Genomic DNA, 21,825 nt, shown 5'->3' with positions numbered 1-21,825 from the left:
CCGCGAATGTACAGCGCGGCCACGCCTAACCTGGACTCCGACATGGCGCATCTTCTCGGGGCCGAGGCCCTACATCTGGAATATCCCACCAAGGTGGTCTTCGACTCGGTCTCCCTCGGGGTCAACGAGGGCGACCGGATCGGCATCGTCGGACGTAACGGCGACGGAAAGTCCAGCCTGCTGGCCATGCTGGCCGGCCGGGTGCGACCCGATTCGGGACGGGTGACCGTCCGCGGCGGGGTGCGCGTCGGGGTGCTCGATCAGGCCGACACGCTCGATTCCGACGACACCGTCGGGCACGCCGTCGTCGGCGACGTACCCGAACATGTGTGGGCCGGCGATGCGCGCGGACGTGATGTCATCGCCGGGTTGCTCGGCGACCTGAGCTGGGATGCGGTGCTCGGGACGCTGTCGGGCGGTCAGCGGCGACGGGTCGCGCTGGCGCGGCTGCTGGCAGGAGACCATGATGTGCTCGCCCTCGACGAGCCGACCAACCACCTCGACGTGGAGGCCATCACCTGGCTGGCCGAACATCTCAAGCGACGTTGGTCGGCATCCGCGGGTGGGCTGCTGGTCGTCACGCACGACCGCTGGTTCCTCGACGAGGTGTGCACGGTGACCTGGGAGGTGCACGACCGGATCGTCGAGCCGTTCGACGGCGGCTATGCGGCCTACATCCTGCAGCGGGTGGAACGCGATCGGCAGGCGGCCACGATCGAAGCGCGCCGACAGAACCTTGCCCGCAAGGAACTCGCCTGGCTACGACGCGGCGCACCGGCGCGCACCTCCAAACCGAAATTCCGCATCGACGCCGCCAACGCGTTGATTGCCGACGTCCCCGAGATCAGGGACAAGGTCGCGCTGCAGTCACTGGCGGTCACCCGGTTGGGCAAGCAGGTGGTCGACCTGCTGGACGTCTCGGTCAGCTACGGCGCGAAGACCGTGCTTCGCGACGTCGAATGGCGCATCGCGCCAGGTGAACGCACCGGCATTCTCGGGGTGAACGGGGCGGGCAAATCCACGCTGCTCGGTCTCGTCGACGGCTCCGTGCAACCCACCGAGGGACGCGTCAAGACCGGGAAGACCGTCCACATCGCCACTCTCACCCAGGGCGCCGATCGATTGGCCGACCATCTCGACGAACCGGTCCGGGTGGTGCTGAGCCGGTTGGCCACCACCTACACGTTCGGCGCCGGTTCCAAGGCCCAGGAGCTCACCCCCAGCCAACTCCTCGAGCGGCTCGGATTCGGCAGCGCACAGCTGTCGACACCGGTGAAGGATCTGTCCGGTGGTCAGCAGCGTCGCCTGCAGCTGCTGCTGATCCTGCTCGAGCAGCCCAATGTGCTGATCCTGGACGAACCGACCAACGATCTGGACACCGACATGCTGGCGGCGATGGAAGATCTGCTCGACTCGTGGCCGGGCACGTTGATCGTGGTCAGCCACGACCGGTACTTCTTGGAGCGCGTCACCGACCAGCAGTACGGCATCCTCGGTGGGCATCTGCGGCATCTGCCCGGCGGGGTCGACGAGTATCTACGGTTGCGGGCCGCGCATGCGTCGCAGACCGGTCCGGCGGCCGCGAAACCGGCGGTCCAGGAAGGGTTGTCGGGCGCCGACCTGCGCACCGCGCAGAAGGAGATCTCAGCGATCGAACGCAAGCTGGAGAAGCTGGCCAACCAGATCGACGCCGCCCACGTCCGGCTCGCCGAACACGATCAGGACGACTACGAAGGGCTGCAACGGCTCAGCGGTGGGCTGCGGGAGCTGGAATCCGAGGTTGCCGCACTTGAGGAGCGCTGGCTCGAGTTGTCCGACAGCGTAGGCTGAGCGGGAAATTCGGTCGGGGGGCCTCCTACGATGAATGCCGTGCGATACGTGCTGGCGCCGGTCACGCTGTGCGTGCGTTATTTCCCGCAGTTGGTGGCCTGTTATCTCGTCGGGTATCTCGGCCGCGTGGGCGCCATCGAATGGGCCGCCTGGGCCGGCTATGACAACTACGTGTGGGCCTCGCTGATCATGCCGCTGGCCGGTATGGCCCGGCTCGGGTCCTATGTGGCGATGTTCCTGGTGATACGGCCGGGTATTCCCGCACTGGCGGGACTGGCGAGGCGACCCGCCCGTCAGATCGACATCTTCGCGACCATCATCGTGCCGTTCTTCGCAATCTATCTGGCCTGGCAGATGTTTCGAGAGGACTGGCTGTCCTTCGAGTATCGCGCCATGGAGTACCGCGCGGGTGCGGCGATGATGTCACCGGATTCGTCGCCCACCCTGCATCCGAGCATGCTGCCGGTCGGCTCCGTCACGCTCGTCATCATCGGCTTGGCGCTGGTGGCCCGGTTCGCCCTCGGCCGGCTGAAGGACCGCACGCCGACCTGGTTGTTGCCGGTTCAGGTCTACCTGGACACGCTGTGGGTGTTCCTGGTGCTGACGTACTCGGCCAGCCAGGGACTCACCCTCCTGATCAACCCGTCGGCCTGGATTGCCGAGCGGCGGATCATCGTGTGGTTCAACGACACCCGCGAGAGTCTGTTCTCTCATGTGCAGTTCCTGCAAAAAATGTGGGATGCAGTGATGTGGGCCATCAGCACCGTCTTCGGTGGCGCGGCGGTACCGCTGATCTGGCTGGCCGTGGCGTGCATCGTCTACGGCGCCACCGCCAAGGCCGACTGGCGGGCCGAGGCTGCCCGGATCGGCGGCGCCCGGGTCGACCGGTGGATGCGGCGCGCCGAGACGCGACGCACCCAATTGAGCACCGGCTGGAAACGCGTCCCCGGCAAGGTACGCACCGAGGTGCGCAATCAGCTGACCGGGCAGATCGGCAAGTTCAAGCCGATCACCGACTCCGCCCATGTCATTGCCGCCGGCGGCCTGCTCGCGCTGTCGATCTACGTGCTCGGCTACCTCGGCTTGGCGTGGCTGGACATGGCGGGCAGCTTCTATCGGGCGCAGCTGGGACCGGGCTACCTCTTCCGCGGCATGGCCTGGCTGATCGGACCGCACGACATCGGATTCTGGTTCGCCACTTGGGACGTGATGGCGTTGATCTCGCATTCGATCATCGAACCGCTCCGGATCTGTCTGGTGGCCTGCGCGCTGGCCTGGTGCGTGCAGCGCTCCGCCGCGGCTACAGCTCCAACCGGAGCAGAATCGAGCCGTCCGGTCGCCTGACGTCCACGGCAGTCGGTTCCGCGCTCGACGGCACCAGGAACGTCCACGGCAGCGACATCTCCGCTCCGCATGGCGGGCCGCTTCCACGCCACGAACGCTCCCCCTCGATAAGGTAGCCGGCGCAGCCGAATTCCTCTGCGGCCGAGCCGGTTCGCTCGATCAGTACGTTCAGCTGAACGGTGCCCTCGGGCAGGGCGGACCCGTATTTGGTCGTCGTGCGGCTCACATTGCGGACCGCCCATGTCTGTCCGTCGACTTCGATGGACTGCCGCGGCGCGGCGGTGTGTGCGGGCACGACGGTGCGGCGGTAGTCGGTCCATTCCGGTTCGAGGATGAACACGGTCGCGGTGATCGCTGCCGCCGCGGCGACGGCGGTGCCGATCAGATTGCGCTGCCAGAGTTTCACGTTCCGACCTGCTTTCCCGGGCCGATATCGATCAGGTCGGTCCGGTGCACCGCGGGATCGGTCAGATCGATATCAAAGACCAGCCGTGAATTCAGCCGCCAGTCCCCGACCCACATACGCAGCGTGATCCGGCCGCGGCCGGGCGCCACGAGATCTGGTGGAACGTCGAACACCCATGAACCGCTTGCCCGGATCCCGGGAGCCAGCGACCCGGTCACCGGGATGACCCCGAGACGGCTGGTGGGCACATAGGTGTTGGGACCGACGATCAGCTCGACCGAGGGCACCTGGTCGCTGCGTGTTGTCATGGCCGCACCATCGACGGCGACCCAGACACCGACCGCGTCGACGCTGCCCGGCGGGTACTGGGTCTTTCTGACCCGTGGGCCGATCCGGACGGCGTCGACCTGTGCGGTGATCGCCGCGCCGGTGGCCTGCTGTCCCATCGCGACCTCGACATCGAAGGGAGCGAAGACTTCATCGGGGATCGGCAGGCTGTGCCACGTCCAGGCTGCGGCCGCGATGACCACGGCTGTCGACAACGCTGTCAGCGAGCGCCTCATCGCCCGCCGCCGACCGGGACGCTGAGCTGCGCATAGTCGGTCAGGCTGGACACCCAGCCCTGACCGACGGTCGCGTTGATCTTGCGGACCTCCTTGCTGATCCGCACCGGCAACTGGGCGCCGACCGCCACCGCATCGGAAGGAACATCCCACATCAGCACCACGTCATCGGTGAGACCCGGCCCCAGACTCATCGACAGGGTGCCGTCGGCCAGCCGGATGGCCGCCAGGTTCACGGCGCCGGTCAGACCGACCAGTTCCACCGGTTGTGCCACCGGGCCCGGCAGGGTGCTGGTGTTGTGCACCTTCGTCACCAGGCCCAGATAGCGGCGGCCCGGCTTCGGCCCGAAAATCCGGCGTTCGCCCGCACGGACCTCGTCGACGAGGGTTGCGCGCAGCACTGTCATCTCGAACCGTCCGGTGTCGAACTGTTCGCCGACCTTGATATCGGTGATCTCCTTGTTGACGGTGTCCAGCCCGCCGAACGCGGCGGTGGCGACCAGTACGGCCACCAGACCCGCGCGACGCCACTCCTTCAACCCCCACCCCGCCAGCCACCGCCGGATACGCCCGGACGCGGCGCTCCCCCGAGCCGGTTCCATGGCTGCAGATCCTACCTAGCGCAACCTGATCCGCAGCCGGTCGGCGGTATCGCGCACCACGGCAAGCTGACGGGCCACCTGAACCGGTGCCGTGCCGCCGCGGGCATCCCGCGAGTCGACAGACCCCGCGATGGTCAGCACCGTGCGCACCTCGGCCGTCAGTCCCGGGTGAATACCGGCCAGCTCGTCATCGGCGAGTTCTTCGAGTCCGACGTCACGGGCCTCGGCCGCCTTGACCGCAGCGCCGGCGGCCTCGTGCGCAACGCGGAACGGAATGCCTTGGCGCACCATCCATTCGGCGATATCGGTGGCGAGCGTGAACCCCAGCGGTGCCAACTCGGCCATTCGGTCGGTGTCGAAGGTCAGGGTGGCGACCAATCCGGCCATGGCCGGCAGCAGCAGGCGCAGCTGTGCCACCGAGTCGAAGACGGGTTCCTTGTCCTCCTGCAGATCCCGGTTGTAGGCCAGCGGCTGCGCCTTCAGCGTCGCCAGCAGACCGGTCAGGTTGCCGATCAGCCGCCCGGACTTTCCGCGGGCCAACTCGGCGATATCCGGATTCTTCTTCTGCGGCATGATCGAGGAACCCGTCGACCAGGCGTCATGCAGCTTCACATACCCGAACTCGGTGGTGCTCCACAGGATGACGTCTTCGGCCAACCGGGAGAGATCCACCGCGATCATCGCGAACACGAATGCCGCCTCGGCCGCGAAATCCCTTGCTGCAGTGGCGTCGATGGAGTTGTCGGCCGCGGCATCGAAGCCCAGCTCGGCGGCGATCGCGTCGGGATCGAGCCCCAGCGAGGATCCGGCCAACGCGCCGGAGCCGTACGGCGACACGGCGGTCCGCTTGTCCAGGTCGACGAGGCGCTCGGCGTCGCGCAACAGCGGATGTGCATGGGCGAGCAGGTGATGGGCGAGCAACACCGGTTGTGCGGACTGCAGGTGCGTCTTGCCCGGCATGATCGCCGTCGGATGCGCGGCGGCCTGAGTCGCCAGCGCCGCGACCACGTCGAGCACCCCGTCGCCGACGGCCTTGACGGCGTCGCGCAGCCACATCCGGAACAGGGTGGCCACCTGGTCGTTTCGCGACCGGCCGGCACGCAGCCGACCTCCGAGTTCGGGGCCTACCCGATCGATCAGACCGCGCTCCAACGCCCCGTGCACGTCCTCGTCGCTGGGCAGCGGGCCGAAGCTGCCGTCGGCCACATCGGCGCCCAGACTGTCCAGACCGGCCAACAATCCGTCGCGTTGCTCATCGGTGAGCAGGCCGGCGCGATGCAGGACCCGGGCGTGCGCCTTGGAGGCGATGACGTCATAGGGGGCCAGCGCCCAGTCGAAGTGGGTCGACTTGCTCAGGGCGGCAAGGGCGTCGGACGGTCCGTCGGCGAACCTGCCGCCCCACAGCGATCCTTCGTTGGTGCTCATGCAGTTTCCTTCCGCGAGCGTGCGTGAACTCCGGTCTGGCAGCGGCGTGTCGCCCGCAGACGCGCACGCTCGCGGAGGGGTGGGGTCACAGGCCCAGGTCGCGCTTGGCCGAGATCTTGCTGCTCAGCCCGTGCACGTGCACGAAACCCTTGGCGCTGGACTGGTCGAAGCTGTCGCCCTCGTCGTAGGTGGCGAGGTTGAAGTCGTACAGCGAGGTCGGGCTGCGTCGGCCGTTGACCGCGATGTGCCCACCGTGCAGGACCAGCCGGATCTCACCGGTGACGTGCTCCTGGGTGTGCGCGACGAAGGCCTCCAGCGCGCGCTTGAGCGGCGAGTACCACAGGCCGTCATAGACCAGCTCGCCCCACTTCTGGTCGGTGCCGCGCTTGTAACGGCCCAGCTCGCGCTCCAGGGTGACGTGCTCGAGCTCGGTGTGCGCGGTGATCAGCACCATGGCGCCGGGCGCCTCGTAGATCTCTCGGCTCTTGATGCCGACCAGTCGGTCCTCGACGACGTCGAGCCGGCCGACGCCCTGGGCGCCGGCGCGCCGGTTGAGCTCCTCGATGGCCTGCAGCACGGTGACCGGACGGCCGTCGATGGAGACCGGCACACCCTTGTCGAATCCGACGATGACCTCGTCGGGGCTGCTCCAGTTGATGGTGGGGTCTTCGGTGTAGTCGTAGACGTCCTTGGTGGGGGCGTTCCACAGATGCTCCAGGAACCCGGTTTCCACCGCGCGGCCCCAGACGTTCTGGTCGATCGAGAACGGCGAACGCTTGGTGACATTGATCGGGATGTCGTTCTCCTCGGCGAAGGCGATGGCCTTCTCGCGAGTCCAGGCGTAGTCGCGTACCGGGGCCAGCACCTCCAGATCGGGTGCCAGCGAGGCGAATCCGACCTCGAAACGGACCTGGTCGTTACCCTTGCCGGTGCAACCGTGGGCCACGATGCCGCCGCCGTGCTCGCGCGCGGCCTCGACCAGGTGCTTGACGATCAGCGGCCGGCTGATGGCCGAGACCAGCGGGTACCGGTCCATGTAGAGCGCGTTGGACTGGATGGTCGGCAGGCAGTATTCGTCGGCGAACTCGTCGCGGGCGTCGACGACGACGGCCTCGACAGCGCCGCAGTCCAGGGCGCGCTGGCGCACGACATCCATGTCCTCGCCGCCTTGGCCGAGGTCGATGGCGACGGCGACGACCTCCTTGCCGGTTTCCTTGCCGATCCAGCTGATGGCCACCGAGGTGTCCAGACCGCCGGAATACGCCAGGATGACGCGTTCGGACATTGGTTGATCTCCCTTATCTCTCTACTGCTACTTCAAGTTTTCGAACATGCTCGCGAGCTCTGCGCCGGTCATCGGCTCGCGGGCTATCACGAAGATGGTGTCATCACCGGCGACGGTGCCGACAACCTGGGGCAACGATGCCCGGTCGATGGCGCTGGCCAGGTAGTGCGCCGCCCCGGGCGGGGTGCGCAGCACGGCCAGGTTGGCGCTGGAATCGGTGGAGACCAGCAGTTCTCCGAGCAGCTTCGTGACCCGCTCGGTTCCCCCGGAGACGCCCCGCACCGGGCTGCCGTCCTCGGGCACCACGTACACCCCGACCCCGCCGTCGGCCCCGCGCAGCTTCACCGCACCGAGCTCCTCCAGATCCCGGGACAGGGTGGCCTGGGTGACCTCGATACCCTCGGCGGCCAGCAGGGTGGCCAGCTCGGTCTGGCTGCTGATCGCGTTCGACGACAGCAACGTGACGATGCGGGCCTGACGGCCGGCCCGGGTCGGGGTGCTCATGCGGTTCCCTCGCAGGCTCGGGTCCCGCATGTCGGCCGTCGATTCGCTCCGCAAGCGTCGCTCATGATGTCAGGAACGTTCCAACAACCAGGCCAGCAGCGCCTTCTGGGCGTGCAACCTGTTCTCGGCCTCGTCGAACACCGCACTCTGCGGGCCGTCGATGACCTCGTCGGTGATCTCGTGTCCGCGGTGCGCCGGAAGGCAGTGCAGGACAACGGCATCGGGGTCGGCACGTTTCAGTAGATCGGCGTTGACCTGGAACGGGCGGAACGGGCGTACTCGGTCCAGGCCGTCGTTCTCCTGACCCATCGAGGTCCAGGTGTCGGTGACCAGGACGTCGACACCGTCGACGGCGGCCATCGGATCGGCGCTGACGGACACCGTCGCTCCCGTCTCACTGGCGCGGCGGCGGGCGGCGTCGACGAACTGCGGGTGCGGTTCGAAACCCGCCGGCGCGGCGATGGTCACGTTGATCCCGGCGGTGACCCCGCCCAGCATCAGTGAGTGCGCCATGTTGTTGGCGCCGTCACCCAGATAGGTCATGGTCAGGCCGTGGAGCGCGCCCTTGCGCTCGGCGAGGGTCTGTAGGTCGGCGAGCACCTGGCACGGGTGGAACTCGTCGGAGAGCGCGTTGACGATCGGGACGGTCGACCCGGAGGCCATGGCGCTCAGACGTTCCTGGGCGAAGGTCCGCCACACGATGGCATCGACGTAACGCGAGAGCACCGCGCCGGTGTCCTCAAGGGTCTCCTCGCGACCGAGCTGGGTGCTGCGGCCGTCGACGACGACGGCGTGCCCGCCCAGCTGGGCGATGCCCATCTCGAAGGAGAACCGGGTGCGCGTGCTGTTCTTCTCGAAGATGACGGCGACGCCGCGCGGACCCTCCAGCGGTCGCCGGGAGAACGGCGCCGCCTTGAGTTCGGCGGCCAGCGCGAGCACCTCGGCCTGCTCGTCGGGTGTCAGGTCGTCGTCACGCAGGAAATGGCGGGTCATGCTTTACCCCTTGGCTCCGTTGTCGAGTACCGCGGGCAGTGCGGTGAGGAACTCGTCGATCTGGGCATCGGTGATGATCAGCGGTGGGGCCAGTCGGATCACATCGGCCGCGGCGGCGTTGACCAGGAAGCCCGCCTCGCGAGCCGCCGCCTCGACGGCCTTGGCCTTGGTCTGGGTGAGCGCGATGCCGATGAGCAGACCCTTGCCACGGACGTGGTCGACCAGTGGATGGCCGATCTCCTCGACACCGTGGCTGATCGTCTTGCCCGCCGCGCCGGCCCGATTGATCAGGTCCTCGGCGGCCAGCGTCTGCAGTACCGCAAGGGCGGCCGCGGTGCTCACCGGGTTGCCGCCGAACGTGCTGCCGTGCAGGCCCGGGGTCAACAGGTCGGCGGTCGCGCCGATGGCCAGGCACGCGCCGATCGGCAGGCCACCGCCGAGTCCTTTGGCCAGAGTGACGATATCGGGGGTGATGCCGTCGTGTTGATGGGCGTAGAAGGCTCCGGTGCGTCCGACGCCGGTCTGCACCTCGTCGAGGACGAGCAGGGCGCCGTGTGCGGCGGTGATCTCCCTGGCCGCGACCAGGTAGCCGGGCGGCGGGACGACCACGCCGCTCTCCCCCATGATCGGCTCCAGGAACACCGCGGCCGTCTCGTCGTCGACGGCGCCGCGTAGCGCGTCGATATCGCCGTAGGGCACGAAGCTGACCTGTCCGGGCAGCGGTTCGAACGGCGCGCGCTTGGCCGGCTGGCCGGTCAGCGCCAGCGCTCCCATTGTGCGACCGTGGAAACCGCCCTCTGCCGCAACGACTTTGGTTCGTCCGGTAAGCCGCGTGATCTTGAACGCAACCTCATTGGCCTCGGTACCGGAGTTGCAGAAGAACACCCGCGCCGGCTGCGCCAAGTGGTCGACGAGCCGCTCGGCCAAGGCGATACCGGGCTCGGTGGCATACAGGTTCGAGGTGTGTCCCAGCGTGTTGAGCTGGGCGGTGACGGCCTCGATGACGGCCGGATGACGGTGGCCGAGCAGGTTGACCGCAATACCGCCGAGCAGGTCCAGATAACTCTTACCGGATTCGTCGGTGACGACGGCGCCGTCGCCGGCGACCAGGGCCAGCGGCGGGGTGCCGTAGTTGTTCATCATGACCGCTTCCCAGCGGTTTTGCAGTGTCATGCTTCAACCATGATTCGCTCGCTGCGCTCGCTCATGCCGATACCACCTTTGTTCCGGTTCCTTCGTCGGTGAAAAGCTCGACGAGCACGCAATGTTCGACGCGACCGTCGATGACGTGCGCGCTGGGTACACCCCCGTCGACGGCACGCAGACACGCCTCGATCTTGGGCACCATGCCAGATTCGAGTTTGGGCAGCAGCTGCGTCAGCGCCGCACTGTCGATTTCGCTGACCAGGGAGGTACGGTCCGGCCAATCGGTGTAGAGGCCTTCGACATCGGTGAGCATCAGCAGCTTCTCGGCACCGAGTGCCTCGGCCAACGCCGCGGCCGCGGTATCGGCGTTGATGTTGTGCACCACACCGTCGATATCGGGCGCGATGGTGGAGACCACCGGGATACGGCCCGCGGCAATGAGATCCAGCAGCGAACCGGCGTTGACGCGTTCGACGTCGCCGACCAGCCCGATATCGGTGGCAACACCGTCGACGGTCACGCTGCGCCGCACCGCGGTGAACAGTTGAGCGTCCTCGCCGGTGACGCCGACCGCGTAGGGGCCATGCGCGTTGATCAGGCCGACGAGTTCGCGCCCCACCTGACCGAACAGCACCATCCTGGCGACATCGAGCACCTCGGGGGTGGTGACGCGGAAACCGCCCTTGAAATCGCCTGCGATGCCCAGTTTCTTGAGCATCGCACTGATCTGTGGGCCGCCACCGTGCACGACGACCGGACGGATCCCGCAGTTGCGCAGGAACACCATGTCGGCGGCGAAGGCCGCCTTGAGCGCATCATCGGTCATGGCGTTGCCGCCGTACTTGACCACGACGATCTTGCCGTGCAACTGCTTGAGCCACGGCAACGCCTCGGCCAGCACGGCCGCTTTGGTCCGCGTCGAATGCTCGTCGACGGTGTCACTCATGAGCTGTAGGCCGAGTTCTCTTCGACATAGGCATGCGACAGGTCGGTGGTCCGGATCGACGCGGACGCATCGCCGGAGGCCAGGTCGACCAGCACCTCGATCTCATCACCGGACAAATCGACCTCGCGGGCGCCGGGGGCACCGGCACCGTCGACGCAGACCGGAGATCCGTTGAACGACACACTGATCCGCTGCGGATCGAGCGTCACCGGCGCAATTCCCACGGCGGCCAGCACGCGGCCCCAGTTGGGGTCGGATCCGAACAGCGCGGTCTTGACCAGGCTGTCGCGGGCGATGGCCCGAGCGGCCACCAGCGCGTCGTCCTCTTCGGCGGCGCCGACGACGGTGATCGTGATGCGTTTGGTCACACCCTCGGCATCGGCCTGCAGCTGCGCGCACAGGTCGTCGCAAACGGCGAAGATGGCCGCGTCCAGGTCGTCCTGGCTCGGGGTGACCTCGCTGGCGCCCGAGGCCAGCAGGATGACGGTGTCGTTGGTGGAGCAGCTGCCGTCGACGTCGAGGCGGTCGAAGGTCCCCGCCGTGGCCCGCCGCAACGCGGCGTCCAACGCCTGCGGACTGGCGACGGCGTCGGTGGTGATCACCACCAGCATGGTGGCCAGCGATGGGGCGAGCATGCCCGCGCCCTTGGCCATCCCGCCGACGGTCCAGTTGTCGGCATGCAGCGCAACCTGTTTGGGCACCGTGTCGGTGGTCATGATGGCCCGGGCGGCCTCTTCACCGCCGGTCAGACCACCGGCCATCTCGTGCACGATCTCGGTGACCCCGGCGAGCACCTTGTCCATCGGGAGCCGGTCCCCGATCAGACCGGTCGAGCACACCGCGACCTCGATGGCCCCGGTCTCGGTGCCCCAGTCGCTCAGTGCCGCGGCGACCGCCTCGGCGGTGGCATGGGTGTCCTGGAACCCGCCGGGACCGGTGCAGGCGTTGGCACCTCCGGAGTTCAGGATGACCGCGCGCAGCCTGCCCGTCGTCAGCACCTGCTGCGACCACTGCACGGGTGCGGCCTTGATCTGGTTACGGGTGAACACGCCGGCGGCGTGATGGTCGGGACCCTCGTTGAGCACCAGCGCCAGGTCGAGCGCTCCCGAGGCCTTGATACCGGCGGAGATGCCGGTGGCCCGGAAGCCGGCCGGGGCGGTGACGCCCTGGGTACGTACGAGCTTGGCCGGAATCTCTTGGTTCGCTCCGCTCACGGTGCCACTCCCACGGTCGACAGTCCTTCGGTTTCGGGCCATCCCAATGCCAGATTCATCGACTGCACCGCGGCACCGCCGGTGCCCTTGGTGAGGTTGTCGATGGCGCAGACGGCCACCAGCGTGCCGGCGTCGGCGTCGACGGTCACGGCGATCTGAGCGGCGTTGCTGCCGATCACCGATCCGGTCTTGGGCAGCTGCCCCTCGGGCAACAGATGGATGAATGGTTCGTCGGCGTAGGCCTTCTCGTAGGCCGCCCGAATCTCGGATTCGGATGCCTGCGTCGGTGCGGTGCAGGTGGCCAGGATGCCGCGCGAGGTGGGGATGAGTACGGGGGTGAACGACACCGTCACCGGCTTGTCGGTGACCTTGCGCAGGCCCTGGGCGATCTCGGGGGTGTGCCGGTGTTTTCCGCCGATGTTGTAGGCCCGCGCCGATCCGATGACCTCGGCTCCGAGCAGGTCGACCTTGGCGGACTTGCCCGCGCCGGAGGTGCCGCTGACCGCGACGACGGTCACTTTCGGCTCCGCCAGACCGGTCTCGATGGCCGGCAGCAGGGCCAGCAGCGCCGAGGTCGGATAGCACCCCGGCACCGCGATGCGGGTGGCGCCTTTGAGCGCGTCTCGACCTCCCGGCAATTCGGGCAGCCCGTATGGCCAGGTGCCGGCGTGCGCGCTGCCGTAGAACTTCTCCCAATCCGCGGCGTCGGTCAACCGGAAGTCGGCGCCGCAGTCGATGATGACGGTGTCACCGAGTTGTTCGGCCAGCGCGGCCGAGTGGCCGTGCGGCAGGCCGAGGAACACCACATCATGCTCGGCGAGCAGAGCGGCGTCGGTGGCCTCCAGCACCCGGTCGGCCAGCGGCAGCAGGTGTGGGTGATGCTCGGCCAGGGTGCTGCCCGCGCTGGCGGCGGCCGTGAGCGCCCCGATGGTCAGTCGACCGTCCGCGTAGGCGGGATGGCCCAGCAGCAGGCGCAGGATCTCGCCACCGGCGTATCCGCTGGCGCCGGCGACAGCTACGGATGTCATGAGTCCGATCCTTGCATTGTTATGCAGGCGAATGCAAACCCATTACGATGGCCGTCAGGTGCGCTGGACCGCGCCGACCCGCTCGGCCGCGGCGGCGACCGCGGCATCCCTGGCCGTGCTGGCCTCGTCCTCGGTCAACGTCCGGTCCGCAGCCCGGAACCGCAGCGCCAGAGTCAGCGATTTGCGCCCCTCCCCGATCTGCGGGCCCGTGTAGACGTCGAACAACCGGACGTCCTCCAACAGCTCACCGGCGCCGCCGCGGACGGCGTCGATCACCGACTGCGCGGCCACCTCGTCGGCGACGATCAGGCTGATGTCCTGGAACACCGCGGGGAACGGTGACACCGAGGGTGCGGGCAACCGTTCGACGATCGGGATGTCGTCGAGATCGATCTCGACCGCGCAGGTGCCCGCAGGCAACCCCACCCGCTCGATGACGGCCGGATGCAACTGGCCGGCATGACCGACGACGACGTCCCCGACGAGCACCGCCGCACAACGGCCCGGGTGCCATGGCAACTGCGCGTCGGCACGCAGCGTCAGGTCGACTCCGACCGCTCGACCGATGGCCCGAACCGCCTCGAAGGCGTCGGCGGCCTCGACCTTGCGACCCGGCCCCCACGGCCCGGCGGGCTCACGCAGCCCGGTCATCACGATGCCCACATGCTCGGGCTGGCGTGGCAGCGAGCTATCCAGCCCGGCGATCTCCTCGTCGGTGGGCCTGCGATCGGTGGGGATCCGGTGCACCGCGCGGGTCTCGGCCGTCTGCACGGCGACATGGGAGATCGCGAACAACGAGGTGTCCACGGCACCGCGGGACACGTTGCGCGTCAACGCTTCCAGCAGGCCGGGCAGCAGCGTGCTGGCCAGCTGGGGCCGGTCGGCCTCCAGCGGGTTGAGCAGGGTGACAACCGATCGCCGAGGATCGTCGGTATCGAGACCCCAGACATCGAACACCCCGGCCGGCAGGAACGGTGTCGGCAGCACCTCGACGAAACCCTCCAGCGCCAGCGACTTGCCGATGGCCCGGCGACGGCGCTGGACCGGGGTCAGGCCCCGCCCGGGCGGTGCCAGCGGCAGCACCGAGGGGATGGCGTCAAGGCCTTCCAACCGCAGCACCTCCTCGACCAGATCGGCAGGCTCACGCAGGTCGGGCCGCCAGCTCGGCGGGACGGCCGTCAACACACCGTCGGACTCGGTGACCGTGGCGCCGATCTGGGTGAGCCGCCGCGCGGACACCCCGGCGGCATACGTCACTCCGGCGACCCGGTCGGGCAGGTCGGCGGGCATGCTGACCGGCGCCGGTGACCAATCGTCGCGCGGCGGGTCACCACGCCAGTCGGTCAGCGTCGGATCGACGGTGCCGCCGGCGATCTCGGCCAGCAGCGTGGCGCAACGATCCAGCGCGGCCACCGAGATGGCCGGGTCGACGGTGCGCTCGTAACGCCGGCCGGCCTCGCTGACCAGGCGGAGCCTGCGCTGGGTACGCGATACCGCGGCCGGATCCCAAACGGCGGCCTCCAGCAGCACATCGGTGGTCGACGACCGCACCTCGGTGGTGCCCGCACCCATCACACCGCCGATCGCCGCGGTGGCGACATCGTCGACGATCAGGACATCGGTGTCGTTCAGGGTGCGGGTGACATCGTCGAGCGTGGTGACCTGCTCCCCCGCCGCGGCGAACCGGACGTCGAAGCCGCCGGTGATCAACGACCGGTCATGGGCGTGCATCGGGTGGCCGAGTTCGAGCATCACGTAGTTGGTCACGTCCACGGCCGGTGAGATGGCCCGGATACCGGAGAGCAGCAGCCGACGCTGCAGCCACCAGGGTGATACCGCCGCCGGATCGATACCGGTGACCGGGCGCAGTCCGAAGCGCTGCACTCCGGTTCCGGGCTGGATGGTCAGCGGCCATGCCTCGCCCTGTGCGGGCAACGGCGGCACGTCTGCCGGGTCGACGAAATCCAGGTCGGCGGCGCACGCGATATCGCGAGCCAGGCCACGCATGGACAGGCAGTAACCCCGGTCCGGGGTGATCGCCAGATGGAACACCACATCGTCGAGACCGACGACCTCGATGGCCGACGCTCCCGGCTCGGCGGTGCCGGCGGGCAGCACCATGATCCCGGAGTGGTCAGCACCGAGGTTCAGCTCCGAGGCCGAACAGATCATGCCGTCGGATGTGCGGCCGTAGGTCTTGCGCTTGGCGATCGCGAAATCGCCGGGCAGCACCGTGCCGGGCAGCGCGACGACCACCAGATCGCCGACGGCGAAGTTCCTTGCACCGCAGACGATATCGCGAGGTTCTGCTTCACCGACATCAACCTTGCAGGCGCGGATGGGCTTCTTGAACTCGGTGAGTTCCTCGATCTCGGTGACGCGGCCGACGGTCAACGGTCCGGTGACCGGTCCGACCGGGATGATCTCCTCCACCTCGTGGCCGATCCGGATGAGGATCTGTTCGAGTTCCTCGACGGAGACGTCCCAGCCGGGGTTGCCGAGCCGGACGGTGTCGCGCAGCCAGCTGAACGGAACGCGCATCAGGCACCCACCCCGAATGGCAGCGAAAAGCGCACGTCGCCCTCGACCATGTCACGCATGTCCGGAATACCGTTGCGGAACTGCAGAGTTCGCTCCAATCCCATGCCGAATGCGAAGCCGGAGTATTCGGCCGGGTCGATACCGCAGGCTCGCAACACATTCGGATTCACCATGCCGCAGCCACCCCACTCGACCCAGCCCGGGCCGCCCTTCTTGTTCTCGAACCACACGTCCACCTCGGCCGAAGGCTCGGTGAACGGGAAGAAGTGCGGCCGGAACCGGGTCCGGCCGGCCGGGCCGAATTCGGCGCGGGCCAACGCGTCCAGGGTGCCGCGCAGGTTGGCCATGGTCAGGCCCTTGTCGACGGCCAGACCCTCGACCTGATGGAAGACCGGGGTGTGGGTGGCGTCGAGCTCGTCGGTGCGGAACGTCCGTCCCAGCGAGATGATGTAGACCGGTAGTTCGCGTTCCAGCAGCGCACGAATCTGCACCGGTGAGGTGTGCGTGCGCAGCACCTGCCGCGATCCCTCGGGGGCGATCTGGAAGGTGTCCTGCTCGCTGCGGGCCGGATGGTCGGGCGGGAAGTTCAGCGCGTCGAAGTTGAACTGTTCGGTCTCGACCTCGGGGCCCTCGGCCAGCTCCCAGCCCATCGCCACGAAGGTGTCGGCGATCCGCTCGGTGAGCAGCGTGATGGGGTGGCGCGCCCCCACCGGGCGTCGGGTCGAGGGCAACGTCACGTCGATGCGTTCGGCGACGAGCACCGCCGCATCGCGCTCGGCACGCAATGCGGCGAGTCGATCATCGAAGCTCTGCTGCGCCTCGGTGCGCGCGATGTTGACCCGCTTGCCCGCGTCGGCGCGTTCGGTCTTGGGCAGGGCGCCCAGCGCCTGACGGGCCATGGCGATCGGGGAACGGTCCCCGAGATGTTCGGTCTTCGCTCTGGCCAGCGCGTCGAGGTCCGCGGCGGCGTCGAAGGCCTGCCGGGCCGCAGCAACTGCGCTGATCAGGGCATCTTCTGAGAGCTCCGTCACCCGGCGATCATAGGTGATGGCCCGTTGAGAGCGACGTCACGCACCCTCGGGACGGTCCGCGGCCGTGTCGGCGGCCGCCGACTTCGTCAAGGGCTTGACCCAGTACATGACCAGGTCCTCGGGAACCCCGCTGGGCTTGGTGGCGAACAACTGCTTACGCACCCGTTTGACCGAGACCCCGAGCGCGGCCAGGGCGTCGACACCACCGGCCGCTTCCACCGTGGTGTGCGAGATGACGAGGCCGCCGCGGGTCGCCCGCTCCATCACCCGTGCGGCGATGTTGACGTCCACACCCAGCCAGTCCGATCCGATGCGTTGTGGGTGGCCGGTGTGGATGCCGGCCCGCATCCGGGGTGTGTACCCGTCGACCTCGACGGACTGCACCGCGTCCAGGGCCGCGAGCACCGCACGGACCGCGATGCTCGGATCGGTGAAAACGATCATCGCCCCGTCGCCCATGCGTTTGACGATGTGTCCGCCCTGGGCCAGCAGCGGCGGCTCGGTGACCTGTGCGACGCGGCGTAACAGCCGCAGGGTGGCGTCGTCGCCGGCGCGCAGCGACCATGCCGAGAACCCGACCAGATCCGTGAAGACCAACGTCATCTCCCGGTTGGCCGGCTTGCCCGAGACGCGCTCGGTGAGCGCCTGCCAGACCTGCAGAGCGCCGAGACTGATCTCCCGGGAGACGGCTTCGCGCTCGAGCAGTCGGTCCGCGGCCCTCGCGGCGGCGCGCGGGCCGCCCTCGCCGGCGGCCGACAACGGGTCGCCGAACTCCGGATCGCCGGGCAGGGCGCGTCGCGCACGCCTGATCATCGCCACCACACCGGGGTTGTGATTGGTGGCCGACAGCCATCCGAACGGACCGGCCGGGCGCGGTATCTCCGGCGGCGAGACCGCCGGGGTGTGCGCTGATCGTTCCTCGAACGATTCGGCGGCCACAGCGCCACCCTAGGTGGCACCGCCGGTACCGGCAACGAGGTTGGGGGACGACCTTGATCACATCGCACCTCGGACGGGGAATGCCCAGGTCACGACGGTGCGGCGGGGGTATCGCCGACCGGTAACGACGCGGCACAGCTGCGCGCGCCGTCATAGACAACGCGTGTTGTCAGGCATATCGTGGCCGGACACCCGTGGTTTTCGAGGCTCGACGAGGACGCCCATGACCGCTGCATCCGCCGGCACCGACCGGACCGCTGTTCCCAAGCCGATACCGCTCGGACCCGACTCCTTGACCTGGAAATACTTCGGCGACCTGCGTACCGGCCTGCTCGGCGTCTGGATCGGCGCGATCCAGAACATGTATCCCGAGCTCGGCGCGGGAGTCGAGGATCATTCGATCCTGTTGCGCGAACCGTTGCAGCGGGTCGCCCGCTCCGTGTACCCGATCATGGGCGTCGTCTACGACGGTGACCGCGCGCCGGACACCGGCGCGCAGATCAAGAATTTCCACCATGACATCAAGGGCGTGGACGGCCAGGGGCGGCGCTATCACGCCCTGAACCCGGAGACCTTCTATTGGGCCCACGCCACGTTCTTCATGCTGATCATCAAGACCGCCGAATACTTCTGCGGAGGGCTCACCGAAGCCGAGAAGCACCAACTCTTCGACGAGCATGTGCAGTGGTACCGGATGTACGGCATGAGCATGCGTCCCGTACCGGGCTCCTGGGAGGAGTTCTGCGAGTACTGGGACCACAAGTGCCGCGAGGAACTTGAGATCAACAAGGCCACCCTGGACATCTTCTCGATCCGGATTCCCAAACCCTGGTTCGTGTTGCTGCCGACCCCTGTATGGGACCAGATCTTCAAGCCGCTCGTCGGCGCCCAGCGCTGGGTGGCCGCCGGCGTGTTCGACCCGGCGCTGCGAGAGAAGGCCGGGATGCGCTGGACCGCCGGTGACGAGATCATCCTGCGACTGCTCGGCAAGGCCGTCGAATTCGCGTTCGTCGCGGTTCCCGACGAGATCCGGCTGCATCCGCGGGCGGTATCGGCCTACCGGCGGGCCGGCGGGCGCATCGCCGCCGACGCCCCGCTGGTGGAGGCGCCGGGTTTCATGGCTCCCCCGTCCGATCGTCGAGGTCTATCGATGCACTACCAACCCCCGCACAAGTCGCTGCTCGACCGTGCGGGCTCTCTACTGCACACCACATTCTCACTGGCCGGTTTGCGTCCGGCCGCCAAACGGAAGGCTGCCTGACTCGATGCTGGAATGGTCTGATGTCGATATCGCCGTGCGCGATGCGGTGCGCGAATTCGTCGACAAGGAGATACGGCCCCACATCGACGCACTCGAGAGCGGGGATATGGAGCCCTATCCCATCGTCCGCAAACTGTTCGCCACCTTCGGCATCGATGCGATGGCGCGGGAATCGTTGGAGCGCAGGCTGTCCCGGCTACGTGACGGCGGCTCGGGTGGCCAGCCGAAAGCCTCCGGCGGCATGTTCGGTGGCGGGCCCGACCAGGCGGGCATGGGTTTTGTGCTCATCAGCGAGCTCTGTCGGGTGTCGATGGGGCTCGTCACCGGGCTCGGCGTCAGCCTCGGGCTGACGGTGCCGACCATCCAAAGCCGCGGCACCCTGGCCCAGCAGGAACGCTGGCTGCCCGGGTTGGTCACCTACGAGAAGATCGGCGCGTGGGCGATCACCGAGCCCGATTCGGGTTCGGACGCCTTCGGTGGCATGAAGTCCTATGTCGTGCGCGACGGGGAGGACTACATCCTCAACGGGCAGAAGACGTTCATCACCAACGGGCCCGATGCCGATGTGGTGGTGGTGTACGCCAAGCTCGACTCCGGCGACGGGACGGACCGGCGCGACCGTAAGGTCCTCACCTTCGTGCTGGATCGCGGCATGGAGGGTTTCGTGCAGTCGAAACCGTTCCAGAAGATGGGTATTCACTCCTCCCGCACCGGTGAGTTGTTCTTCAACAACGTGCGGTTGGGACGCGATCGGCTACTCGGCGAGACCGAGAACACCACCGCCGGTGACGGCCGGGACAGTGCCCGATCCAACTTCTCGGCCGAACGGATCGGCGTGGCGGCCATGGCACTCGGGGTGATCGAGGAGTGCCTGCGGCTATCAGTGGATTATGCGAAGACGCGGGTCCTGTGGGGCAAGGAGATCGGACAGTTCCAGTTGATCCAGCTCAAGCTGGCCAATATGGAGGTGGCCCGGATGAACGTGCGCAACATGCTGTTCCGGGTCATCGAGTCCGCCCAGCAGGGCTCCCCCATCTCGTTGGCCGAAGCCTCGGCCATCAAATGGTATTGCTCGCAGGCCGCCACCGATGTCGCCATGGAGGCCGTCCAGCTGTTCGGTGGCAACGGATACATGACCGAGTACCGGGTGGAGCAGTTGGCCCGCGATGCGAAGTCGCTGATGATCTACGCGGGGTCCAACGAGGTGCAGATCACCCATGTGGCCAAGGGGTTGCTCGCCTGAATTCGGCTGCGAGATTCACATCAGGGACAGATTGCGGCCCGGCGGCGTCCCTGATGTGAATCTCGGTGGCAGATGCCTAGTCAGGACAGCGCCCGGGAACTCTCGTAGAGGCAGATCGCGGCGGCGGCGGCCACATTGAGACTCTCCGCGCCGCCCTTCATCGGGATCTGCACCCGGACATCGGCGGCCGCGGCCACCTCGCTGGGCAGTCCGTGGGCCTCCGAGCCGAACAGCCACGCCGTCGGCACGTCGAGCTTGAGGGTCGCCAGCGATGCCTCGCCGTCCAGCGTCGTGGCCATCACCACCAGGCCGGAATAGACCAGCTCCGATATCAATGCCAAGGTGTCGGCCGCGGACACCACCGGCACCGAGAAGATGCTGCCCGCCGATGCGCGAAGGCATTTCGCGTTGTAGGGGTCGACGCTGTTGCCGGCCAGGATCAGCGCATCGGCACCCATCGCGTCGGCGAGACGGATCAGGGTCCCGGCGTTACCAGGATCGGAGGTTTCCACGGCGACCGCCACCAGGCGCGGCTCGCCGGAGAGCAGGTCCGGCAGCGAGACCTCGGGAATGCGGCAGACCGCCACCAGTCCGACGGGAGTGACGGTGTCCGACAGCGCCTTCGCCGCCTTGTCGGTCACGATGTGGGCAGGGGTGTCACCCAGCAGGGACGCGAAGCGAACCGCCGCGTCCTCGGTGACGAACACCTCGGAAACGACTCCGCGCCGCAACGCCGCCTCGACGAGGTTGGGTCCCTCGGCGAGAAAGCGTGCGGCGCGGCGACGTTCGACAGGTCGCTGCAGCTTGATCGCTGCGGCCACCCGATCTGCGCGCTCGGTGAGCGGCGTGGAGAAGCCACTCATTCAGCGGTGTCTCAGGCGGCTTCGCCCGACGGCGCGTTGACATCCTCGGGCAGGGCCGCCTTGGCGACCTCGACCAGAGCGGTGAACGCGGCCGCGTCGCTGACGGCGATCTCGGCCAGGTTCTTGCGGTCCACCTCGACACCGGCGGCCTTGAGCCCCTGGATCAGGCGGTTGTAGGTGATGTCGTTGGCGCGGGCCGCGGCGTTGATGCGCGAGATCCACAGCTTGCGGAACTCACCCTTGCGCGCACGGCGGTCGCGGTAGGCGTAGGTGAGCGAGTGGAGCTGCTGCTCCTTGGCCTTGCGGTAGAGCCGCGAACGCTGTCCGCGATAGCCCTTGGACGCCTTGAGTACTGTGCGCCGCTTCTTCTGAGCGTTGACTGCGCGCTTCACGCGTGCCATGAGAGTGTTCCTTGTCTTACGGGGTGAAAGTTGGTCGGTGAAGCGGTATTAACCGTTCAGCAGCTTCTTGACGCGCTTGGTGTCGTTGGCGGCCACCACGGTGCGGCCGTCGAGGCGACGGGTCTGCTTGCTCGGCTTGTGCTCGAGCAGGTGGCGCTTACCGGCCTTCTGGCGGACAACCTTGCCGCTTCCGGTGACGCGGAAGCGCTTGGATGCGCCGCTGTGGGTCTTTGCCTTGGGCATGTGTCCTCAGTTCGTGT

At 67.8% G+C, this 21,825-nt stretch carries 21 protein-coding genes; 4 read left to right on the top strand and 17 right to left on the bottom strand.

Features of this window, described 5'->3' with window-relative positions; genetic code table 11:
- Positions 1 to 42 precede the first annotated feature (42 nt).
- Both IC40_RS0124010 and IC40_RS0124005 read left to right on the top strand, forming a co-directional pair.
- Complete coding sequence (locus IC40_RS0124010) at positions 43 to 1,830, top strand: ABC-F family ATP-binding cassette domain-containing protein (RefSeq protein WP_030137207.1); 1,788 nt, start codon at positions 43 to 45, stop codon at positions 1,828 to 1,830.
- Positions 1,831 to 1,869: 39 nt separating this feature from the next.
- Positions 1,870 to 3,174 carry a hypothetical protein gene (locus IC40_RS0124005; RefSeq protein ID WP_110783396.1) on the top strand — a complete coding sequence of 435 codons (1,305 nt, stop codon included), beginning with the start codon at positions 1,870 to 1,872 and terminating at the stop codon, positions 3,172 to 3,174.
- On the opposite strand, the gene IC40_RS0124000 is transcribed toward IC40_RS0124005, so the two are convergent.
- The 14 genes from IC40_RS0124000 to IC40_RS0123935 form a co-directional block, all read right to left on the bottom strand.
- Positions 3,131 to 3,580, bottom strand: a complete 450-nt coding sequence (locus IC40_RS0124000; RefSeq protein WP_030137205.1) for a hypothetical protein — start codon at positions 3,578 to 3,580, stop codon at positions 3,131 to 3,133. The two genes, IC40_RS0124005 and IC40_RS0124000, sit on opposite strands and share 44 nt — an antisense overlap.
- The gene (locus IC40_RS0123995; RefSeq protein ID WP_030137204.1) at positions 3,577 to 4,143 is read right to left on the bottom strand and encodes a hypothetical protein; all 567 of its coding nucleotides are present in this window, start codon (positions 4,141 to 4,143) and stop codon (positions 3,577 to 3,579) included. The genes IC40_RS0124000 and IC40_RS0123995 overlap by 4 nt, the downstream gene beginning before the upstream one ends.
- Positions 4,140 to 4,745 carry a hypothetical protein gene (locus IC40_RS0123990; RefSeq protein WP_030137203.1) on the bottom strand — a complete coding sequence of 202 codons (606 nt, stop codon included), beginning with the start codon at positions 4,743 to 4,745 and terminating at the stop codon, positions 4,140 to 4,142. The genes IC40_RS0123995 and IC40_RS0123990 overlap by 4 nt, the downstream gene beginning before the upstream one ends.
- A gap of 15 nt (positions 4,746 to 4,760) precedes the next feature.
- Entirely contained in the window at positions 4,761 to 6,170 is a 1,410-nt protein-coding gene (argH, locus tag IC40_RS0123985; RefSeq protein WP_030137202.1) for an argininosuccinate lyase, read from the bottom strand.
- Between the two features lie 85 nt (positions 6,171 to 6,255).
- Positions 6,256 to 7,455 (bottom strand): argininosuccinate synthase, encoded by a 1,200-nt coding sequence (locus IC40_RS0123980; protein ID WP_030137201.1) that lies wholly within the window; start codon positions 7,453 to 7,455, stop codon positions 6,256 to 6,258.
- Between the two features lie 27 nt (positions 7,456 to 7,482).
- A complete protein-coding gene (locus IC40_RS0123975) occupies positions 7,483 to 7,989 on the bottom strand; it encodes an arginine repressor (RefSeq protein WP_191293554.1) in 507 nt (168 codons plus the stop codon).
- Positions 7,990 to 8,028: 39 nt separating this feature from the next.
- A complete protein-coding gene (gene argF / locus IC40_RS0123970; RefSeq protein WP_030137199.1) occupies positions 8,029 to 8,952 on the bottom strand; it encodes an ornithine carbamoyltransferase in 924 nt (307 codons plus the stop codon).
- Positions 8,953 to 8,955: 3 nt separating this feature from the next.
- A complete protein-coding gene (locus IC40_RS0123965) occupies positions 8,956 to 10,125 on the bottom strand; it encodes an acetylornithine transaminase (protein WP_030137198.1) in 1,170 nt (389 codons plus the stop codon).
- A 31-nt stretch (positions 10,126 to 10,156) separates the two neighbouring features.
- On the bottom strand, positions 10,157 to 11,044 hold the full coding sequence (argB, locus tag IC40_RS0123960) for an acetylglutamate kinase (RefSeq protein ID WP_030137197.1): 888 nt from the start codon (positions 11,042 to 11,044) through the stop codon (positions 10,157 to 10,159).
- Positions 11,041 to 12,300: a bifunctional glutamate N-acetyltransferase/amino-acid acetyltransferase ArgJ gene (argJ, locus tag IC40_RS0123955; RefSeq protein WP_411431662.1), complete on the bottom strand. Its 1,260-nt coding sequence runs from the start codon at positions 12,298 to 12,300 to the stop codon at positions 11,041 to 11,043. The genes argB and argJ overlap by 4 nt, the downstream gene beginning before the upstream one ends.
- Positions 12,255 to 13,286, bottom strand: a complete 1,032-nt coding sequence (gene argC, locus IC40_RS0123950) for an N-acetyl-gamma-glutamyl-phosphate reductase (protein WP_030137195.1) — start codon at positions 13,284 to 13,286, stop codon at positions 12,255 to 12,257. Before argC ends, argJ begins: the two co-directional genes overlap by 46 nt.
- A gap of 54 nt (positions 13,287 to 13,340) precedes the next feature.
- Entirely contained in the window at positions 13,341 to 15,827 is a 2,487-nt protein-coding gene (pheT, locus tag IC40_RS0123945; protein WP_030137194.1) for a phenylalanine--tRNA ligase subunit beta, read from the bottom strand.
- Entirely contained in the window at positions 15,827 to 16,858 is a 1,032-nt protein-coding gene (gene pheS / locus IC40_RS0123940; RefSeq protein ID WP_042509758.1) for a phenylalanine--tRNA ligase subunit alpha, read from the bottom strand. Before pheS ends, pheT begins: the two co-directional genes overlap by 1 nt.
- A 36-nt stretch (positions 16,859 to 16,894) precedes the next feature.
- Positions 16,895 to 17,797 carry an adenylate/guanylate cyclase domain-containing protein gene (locus tag IC40_RS0123935; RefSeq protein WP_030137192.1) on the bottom strand — a complete coding sequence of 301 codons (903 nt, stop codon included), beginning with the start codon at positions 17,795 to 17,797 and terminating at the stop codon, positions 16,895 to 16,897.
- Between the two features lie 223 nt (positions 17,798 to 18,020).
- On the opposite strand from IC40_RS0123935, the gene IC40_RS0123930 reads away from it, so the two are divergent.
- Both IC40_RS0123930 and IC40_RS0123925 read left to right on the top strand, forming a co-directional pair.
- Complete coding sequence (locus IC40_RS0123930) at positions 18,021 to 19,058, top strand: oxygenase MpaB family protein (protein ID WP_030137191.1); 1,038 nt, start codon at positions 18,021 to 18,023, stop codon at positions 19,056 to 19,058.
- Between the two features lie 4 nt (positions 19,059 to 19,062).
- Positions 19,063 to 20,301: an acyl-CoA dehydrogenase family protein gene (locus tag IC40_RS0123925; RefSeq protein WP_030137190.1), complete on the top strand. Its 1,239-nt coding sequence runs from the start codon at positions 19,063 to 19,065 to the stop codon at positions 20,299 to 20,301.
- An 80-nt stretch (positions 20,302 to 20,381) separates the two neighbouring features.
- On the opposite strand, the gene IC40_RS0123920 is transcribed toward IC40_RS0123925, so the two are convergent.
- Genes IC40_RS0123920 through rpmI form a run of 3 tightly spaced genes read right to left on the bottom strand, consistent with a single transcriptional unit; the run spans position 20,382 to position 21,808 of the window.
- Positions 20,382 to 21,122 (bottom strand): TrmH family RNA methyltransferase, encoded by a 741-nt coding sequence (locus IC40_RS0123920; RefSeq protein WP_030137189.1) that lies wholly within the window; start codon positions 21,120 to 21,122, stop codon positions 20,382 to 20,384.
- A gap of 53 nt (positions 21,123 to 21,175) precedes the next feature.
- The gene (rplT, locus tag IC40_RS0123915) at positions 21,176 to 21,565 is read right to left on the bottom strand and encodes a 50S ribosomal protein L20 (RefSeq protein WP_011560372.1); all 390 of its coding nucleotides are present in this window, start codon (positions 21,563 to 21,565) and stop codon (positions 21,176 to 21,178) included.
- 48 nt (positions 21,566 to 21,613) lie between these two features.
- On the bottom strand, positions 21,614 to 21,808 hold the full coding sequence (gene rpmI, locus IC40_RS0123910; protein WP_019511535.1) for a 50S ribosomal protein L35: 195 nt from the start codon (positions 21,806 to 21,808) through the stop codon (positions 21,614 to 21,616).
- Between the last annotated feature and the right edge of the window lie 17 nt (positions 21,809 to 21,825).

Source organism: Mycolicibacterium neoaurum ATCC 25795 (assembly GCF_000691525.1).
Classification (GTDB): Bacteria; Actinomycetota; Actinomycetes; order Mycobacteriales; family Mycobacteriaceae; genus Mycobacterium; species Mycobacterium neoaurum.
The sequence above is the reverse complement of the archived record's forward strand: the minus strand, read 5'-3'. Positions and strand labels throughout refer to the sequence as shown.